The organism is Pluralibacter gergoviae ATCC 33028 = NBRC 105706 (genome assembly GCF_001598855.1).
In the GTDB taxonomy this organism is placed as follows: Bacteria; Pseudomonadota; Gammaproteobacteria; order Enterobacterales; family Enterobacteriaceae; genus Pluralibacter; species Pluralibacter gergoviae.
In genome coordinates, this window is record NZ_BCZS01000006.1 from 17,381 (window position 1) to 23,366 (window position 5,986).

The 5,986-nt window shown below is 58.4% G+C and carries 4 protein-coding genes; 1 reads left to right on the forward strand and 3 read right to left on the reverse strand.

The window, feature by feature from the left end; genetic code table 11:
- Nucleotides 1–8 precede the first annotated feature (8 nt).
- From ENGE1_RS08210 to ENGE1_RS08220, 3 genes are read right to left on the reverse strand one after another with little or no spacing between them, the layout of a single operon-like run.
- Nucleotides 9–1,310, reverse strand: coding sequence for a c-type cytochrome (locus ENGE1_RS08210; protein ID WP_048252428.1), 1,302 nt, complete (start codon nt 1,308–1,310; stop codon nt 9–11).
- 17 nt (nt 1,311–1,327) lie between these two features.
- Nucleotides 1,328–3,103: a GMC family oxidoreductase gene (locus tag ENGE1_RS08215; protein ID WP_048252429.1), complete on the reverse strand. Its 1,776-nt coding sequence runs from the start codon at nt 3,101–3,103 to the stop codon at nt 1,328–1,330.
- Between the two features lie 2 nt (nt 3,104–3,105).
- The gene (locus tag ENGE1_RS08220; RefSeq protein WP_064360603.1) at nt 3,106–3,819 is read right to left on the reverse strand and encodes a gluconate 2-dehydrogenase subunit 3 family protein; all 714 of its coding nucleotides are present in this window, start codon (nt 3,817–3,819) and stop codon (nt 3,106–3,108) included.
- Between the two features lie 778 nt (nt 3,820–4,597).
- On the opposite strand from ENGE1_RS08220, the gene ENGE1_RS08225 reads away from it, so the two are divergent.
- Nucleotides 4,598–5,869, forward strand: coding sequence for a TolC family outer membrane protein (locus ENGE1_RS08225; protein WP_225823562.1), 1,272 nt, complete (start codon nt 4,598–4,600; stop codon nt 5,867–5,869).
- Nucleotides 5,870–5,986 lie beyond the last annotated feature (117 nt).

Consider the following 5,986-nt stretch of genomic DNA (forward strand, 5'->3'; position numbering starts at 1 on the left):
CGTGAGGATCAGGGCTTCAGCGACGGCTGCTGCGCCAGCTCCTTATGCGGAATATCCTTGCGAATTGCGCTCACCTCACTGGCCTCCACCTTCGGCGCCTCGTTGCCCCAGCTGCTGCGGATAAAGGTCAGCACCCGCGCCGCCTGCTCATCGTCAAGACGCCACGCAAAGCCCGGCATCGTCAGGCCGGTCACCTTATCGCCGGTCACCGCCATTTTGCTGCCGCGCAGGGTCACGCTGATGAGCGAAGAGGGATCGTCGCTCAGCACCGCCGGGTTGTGCGCCAGCGCCGGGAAGGTGTTGGCGTAGCCCTTGCCGTTCAGGCCGTGGCAGGCGGAGCAGTTATCGACATACTCCTGCGCGCCCGGATGGCTGACGTCGCCTTTGGTCAGGGCCGCCGTCGCCGCATCGTTGGCCTGCGGCGCCGCCGCTGAGGTGTCGGATGACTTCAGGGAGCGGAGATAGACGGCGATAGCCCGCAGATCGGCGTCGCTCAGGTACTGGGTGCTGTTTTCGATCACATCGGTCATCGAGCCAAACGCGGCGCTGTGGGCCGTCTGTCCGGTCTTCAGGAACTGAGTTATCTCCTCAACCGACCAGCGGCCAATGCCGCTTTTCATATTGCTGGTGAGATCCGGCGCGTGCCAGCCCTCCAGCGTACCGCCGGTGAGGAAGTCCGCGTCCCGCTCGGTACTGCCCTTCTCCTGAAAAGCGATGCCGCGCGGCGTGTGGCAGGTGCCGCAGTGGGCCAGGCCCTGCACCAGATAGGCGCCCCGGTTCCACTCCGCGCTGCGGCCCGCATCCGGCTTGAAGCGATCGCTGTCCTGAAACAGCATATTCCACACTGCCAGCGGCCAGCGCATACTCAGCGGCCACGGAATATCGCTGTCGCGATTGGCCTGCTTCACCGGCGCGACCTGGGTCATAAAGTAGCGGTAGAGGAGGTGCATATCCTCATCGTTGATTTTGGCAAACGAGGTATAGGGCATCGCCGGGTAGAGATGGTGCCCGTCTTTGGCAACCCCTTCCCGCAGGGCCCGGGCAAACTCCTCATAGCTGTAATCGCCGATGCCGGTCTCCTTGTCCGGGGTAATATTGGTGGAGTAGATATCGCCGACGGGCGTGGTCATCGTCAGGCCGCCGGCAAACGGCTTGCCGCCCGGTCCGGTATGGCAGGCGACGCAGTCGCCGGCCGCCACCAGCGCTTTCGCGCTGTTAACATCAAAATCGTCTGCGGATTTCGCCTGCGCGGAGGCGGCCAGCAGGGCCAGCGGCAGCAGGGAAAACAATCCGATCCGTTGCGTAGTCATAAGATTCCTTCCTTCTGTCAGGCCTGGACCAGCGGGCCCGGATGGGCTAAATACTGGTGGCGGATAGCGTTGGCGGCGAACAGCGCCGTGGCGCAGACGATGCCGGTCGGGTTGTAGGCAAGGTTTTGCGGGAAGCAGCAGGCGCCGAGCACGAAGACGTTCGGCACATCCCAGCACTGCAGGTACTTATTGACCACGCTATTATGCGGGCTGTCGCCCATCACCGCGCCGCCCGTGGTGTGGGTGGACTGGTAGGGGCGCACATCGTAGTGTGCATCCATTCCCATAAAGCCCATTTCGTAGTGCGGCGGGTTGATCTGGCGCGCGATCTCCTCCGCTTTGGTGCCGATGAAGTTAGTCATCTTCAGCTCGTTCGGCTGCCAGTCGAAGGTCATGCGTAGCAGCGGTTGGCCGTGCAGATCTTTGTAGGTCGGATCGAGATCGAGATAGCACTGCTTATAGGGCATGACGGAACCGGACGACCCGATGTTCATGGTGTGCAGATAGCTCTTCTTGATCGCCTGCTTCCAGCCGCTGCCCCACTTCGGCGCGTCTTTTGGCGTCGACATCTGCTGAATCGGGCGCCCGCCGGTGATGGTGGCCGAGATCGTGGCGCCGCCGACGAAGCCGAGCCCCGAGTGGTCGAAGTTTTCGGCGTTAAATTCGTCGATAAAAATGCCGGAGGTGCCGGTGGCGGCGAACGGATTGAAGTTGTGATCCTCATTGAAAAACAGCTTAACGCCGCCGTTCATCTGATAGGCATAGTTGCGGCCTACCACGCCCTCGCCGGTCTGCGGATCGTAGGGCTTGCCGATTTTTGACAGCAGCAGCAGGCGCACGTTGTGCAGCTGGAAGGCGCTGAGCACCACGAGGTCGGCGGGCTGCTCCACTTCCTGGCCGTTACCGTCGATATAGGTCACGCCGGTGGCTTTCTTACCGCTGGCGTCCATATTGACCCGCAGCACGTGCGAATGCGGACGCACTTCAATATTCTTATGGCGGGCGAGTGCCGGCAGCACGCAGGACTGCGGCGAGGCTTTCGAATCGTTAAAGCAGCCGTAGCGCTCGCAGAAGCCGCAGTAGTTGCAGACGCCGAGCTGCACGCCGTAAGGGTTAGTCCAGGGCTCGCTGCAGTTGGCCGCCGGGATCGGGAAGGGGTGATAGCCCAGCGCCTTGGTCGCTTTACTGAACAGCAGCCCGGAGTACTGGGTTTTAAGCGGCTTTGTCGGATAGGGATTCTGGCGCGGCGCCTCAAAGGGGTTGCCTCCCTCAATGATCTCACCCTTGACGTTGCCCGCCTGGCCAGAAGTGCCGCAGATCTTCTCGAACTTATCGAAGAACGGCTCCATCTCCTCATAGCTGAAGGGGTAGTCCTGGACCGTCATGTCGGCGGGGATAAAATCGGCGCCGTACTTCTCCACGACCGTACTGCGCATCTTCAGATCCGCCTCCAGCGGACGCCACAGCATCCCGTTCCAGTGCACGCCGGCGCCGCCGACGCCGTTGCCCGGCAGGAAAGAGCCGAAGCGGCGATAGGGCAGCGCGGTCTGCGAGACCGTGTGGCGAACCGTTACCGTCTCTTTTGATGCGTCCTGAAACAGCTTAAGGCGGATGCCGTAGGTCAGTTCGTCCATGATGCGCGGATAGGCAAAATCGGGCCAGGTGTCTCGCATCTCGCCGCGCTCGAGGGCGACGATATTCAGTCCGCTGTCCGCCAGCTCCATCGCCATCAGCGATCCCGTCCAGCCGAAGCCGACAATCACCACATCAACCGGTGCTTTTTTAATCGCCATTTTCACACGCTCCTTTTGCCGGAAATACTGACCGGGCCCAGCGGATACGGCTTGCCGGGGTTGTCCATAACCTGTTGATAGTCGGCGCGGGCGCCGGGAAAGCCAATCAGCTTCCACGAGGCCAGCGTCTGGTTGCCGCCGTGCAGCGGATCGGCAAAATAGCCCTCTTTGGCGTTTTCCAGCATCTGGGTGAAGAAGAGCTTGCCGTCGACGCTATCAAAGGTCAGCTTGCCGCCCTCCAGCTGGTGAAGGAGGTCATCCTGCTGCGCGGCGCTGAGTTCGGCAAAGGCTTTATTCTGCTGCTTGCGGCAGTGGGCGTTCACGGCGGCGATGCCGCGCCGCCAGGTATCGCGCGGCACCAGGCTGGACTGGTAGCCCAGCTCGGGCTCGGCGCTGGCGAAGGGTCCCTGCATATACCACAGGTGGCCATGGCCGTAGGGCAGCTCCATCTGTTTATCAATAAACACCGGCACACCCTCGCTGACGCCGCCGGGGCCGTATTCATCCTCCGGGATCAGCCGTCCGATGGCGGCAAGCACGAACTGCCACTCCTCCTGATTAAAAAAGGTCGGGACGTAATCGGCGCTGACGCCTTCACTCTTTGTCTTTGCGGCCTGTGCTACAAGCGGGTTTAGCGAACCGCCGACGGCGGCAATGGGGATGAGTGAAAGGGTTTGTTTTAAGAAACGGCGCCTGGGGGGAGCAGTATTCTGCATCTCTTTTTACATGGGACTTTCCTGTCATTGCTTCAAGTGTCATTGCTTCAAGTGTCATTGCTTCAAGTGTCAGTATTTGTTATCGACGATTAACTTATCCTGAATTGTCAATATTTGTTACCGACTGTTAACTTAGCCTGCTTACTATTAATTTCCATACTAATAGTGTGATCGCGATCACGCATCGCCGATATCGGGCAAAGCCTATCGCCGATTTTACATATTGATAACCGGACTTAGGAATACGACACCGCCTGGGCGGGTGCCAGCGCGGTATTTAGCCTACGTAAAATGAGCTGTTTACAAATATTTTAAAATCTTTGGGTTAAGTATAAAAAGAAATTAACGCAATAATGTGCAGCACAGCGGTACAGATAATCCTAGATATGACGGCGCTTTTAGCAGGTGCAGGAAAAATGACTGATGCTCTTTAAGAGGATTCAGGCGCTTCTGTACGCTCTGAAATTGCTGTTGGTTAACACCTTCATAACATTGTGGGTATGGTCCTCTACAATTCATTTTGCTATTCTCCAGAAAATTCTTAGCCTGTAAGGAAAAGTCCTAAGGTAGCGTAAGAAATAATATTGAGGAGGCTTATCGCGATTTTTATCGCTGCCCAAAGAATATCTCAGCGGAATGAAGGTGTATTTACGTTGTTATCACTAACTCTACGATGAAATAACTAATCCCAGCCGGAGAAGAGAATGCCAGGATGGACTCTGTAAAATTGACAATAATCCGCTGGACGGCGCTGTCGCTATTATTAGGCTGCGTATTTATGGTGCAGGCGTCAATAAACAGACCGCTGCCGGGCGCCGCCAGTATTCCGGCAATAACGCTTAAGGAAAGTATCCTTTTTGCTTTCGATCGCGACCCTTCCGTAGGTCGTCAGGCGGCGCAGTTGGGTATCGGTCAGGCGCAAATAGACGAAGCAAAAAGCGCGTGGATGCCGCAGATCTCCCTCAACGGCAGTACCGGCCACAGCCGCACCACTGATTCCAGCGGTTCGTTGAATAACTCTGCGGCCTGGGGCCTGAGCCTGACCCAGTTGGTGTATGATTTCGGTAAAACCAGCAGCGCCATTGATCAGTCAAAAGCCCAGCGCGATAGCTACCGCTATAAGCTGATGTCTACCCTTAGCGAAGTGGCGGAGAAAACCGCCCTCAGCTATGTGGAGGTCCAGCGTTATACGGCGCTGGTCGAGGCGGCGCAGGACAATATCAGCGCGCTGCAGAATGTGCAGCAGATGGCCAAACTGCGCGCCGACGCCGGGCTTAGCTCAACCTCTGATGAGCTCCAGACCCAGACGCGCGTCGCGGGTATGCGCGCCACGCTTGAACAGTACCGCGCCGCGCTGGGCAGCGCCCGCGCCCGGCTTGCCGTGCTGACCGGCATTGACGCCGCGCGGCTCTCGCCGCTTCCTGCTTCTCTTATGGTTTCCGGCGACTCGCTGGATAACATTGATTACTCACTTATCCCGTCAGTGCTGGCGGCGGAAAGCATGGCGACCTCCGCCGATTATGCCGTCCAGCGCTCGAAGTCGCAGCACTGGCCCACCCTCAGCCTCAAGGGCGGACGTACCCGCTATCAGTCCGATAATCGCTCCTACTGGGACGATCAAATTCAGCTCAATATCGATGCGCCGCTCTATCAGGGCGGCGCCGTTTCCGCCCGCGTACAGCAGGCGGAGGGCGCACGAGCAATGGCGGCTAATGAAGTCGATCAGGCGCGTTTTGACGTGTTGCAGAAAGCCTCCGTGGCGATGGCCGACTGGTCAGGCGCGCGCGGCAGACTGGACGCCGGCAATATGCAGCTGCAGAACGCCCTGCGGGCCCGCGAGGTTTATAAAAACGAATATACCCTGAGCAAGCGCAGTATTAACGATTTGCTCAGCGTTGAACAGGATGTCTGGCAGGCGATGTCATCGCGAATTATCGCCGAGTTCGACAGCTGGAGCGCGGCAATTAATTACGAAACGGCAGTGGATAATTTGCTGCCCGCCGTCGGCGTTGAAAAAAATGCCGGCGCAAGATTACCCGACCTCGGTTAACAAAACGTGCGGCGACCGCGGTCGCTAAAATAAATCAGAAATGGCGGGAGCTTTCCCGGAGATAACGCGTCTCTGGCGGAAGTCGGTATGGAAATGCTCCCCGGCAAGGAGAGTTAT

What these genes read in the sequence shown, in the direction of transcription:
- ENGE1_RS08210 (WP_048252428.1), bottom strand. Translation starts at nt 1,310, where the DNA reads ATGACTACGCAACGGATCGGATTGTTTTCCCTGCTGCCGCTGGCCCTG.
- ENGE1_RS08215 (WP_048252429.1), bottom strand. Translation starts at nt 3,103, where the DNA reads ATGGCGATTAAAAAAGCACCGGTTGATGTGGTGATTGTCGGCTTCGGC.
- ENGE1_RS08220 (WP_064360603.1), bottom strand. Translation starts at nt 3,819, where the DNA reads ATGCAGAATACTGCTCCCCCCAGGCGCCGTTTCTTAAAACAAACCCTT.
- ENGE1_RS08225 (WP_225823562.1), top strand. Translation starts at nt 4,598, where the DNA reads ATGGTGCAGGCGTCAATAAACAGACCGCTGCCGGGCGCCGCCAGTATT.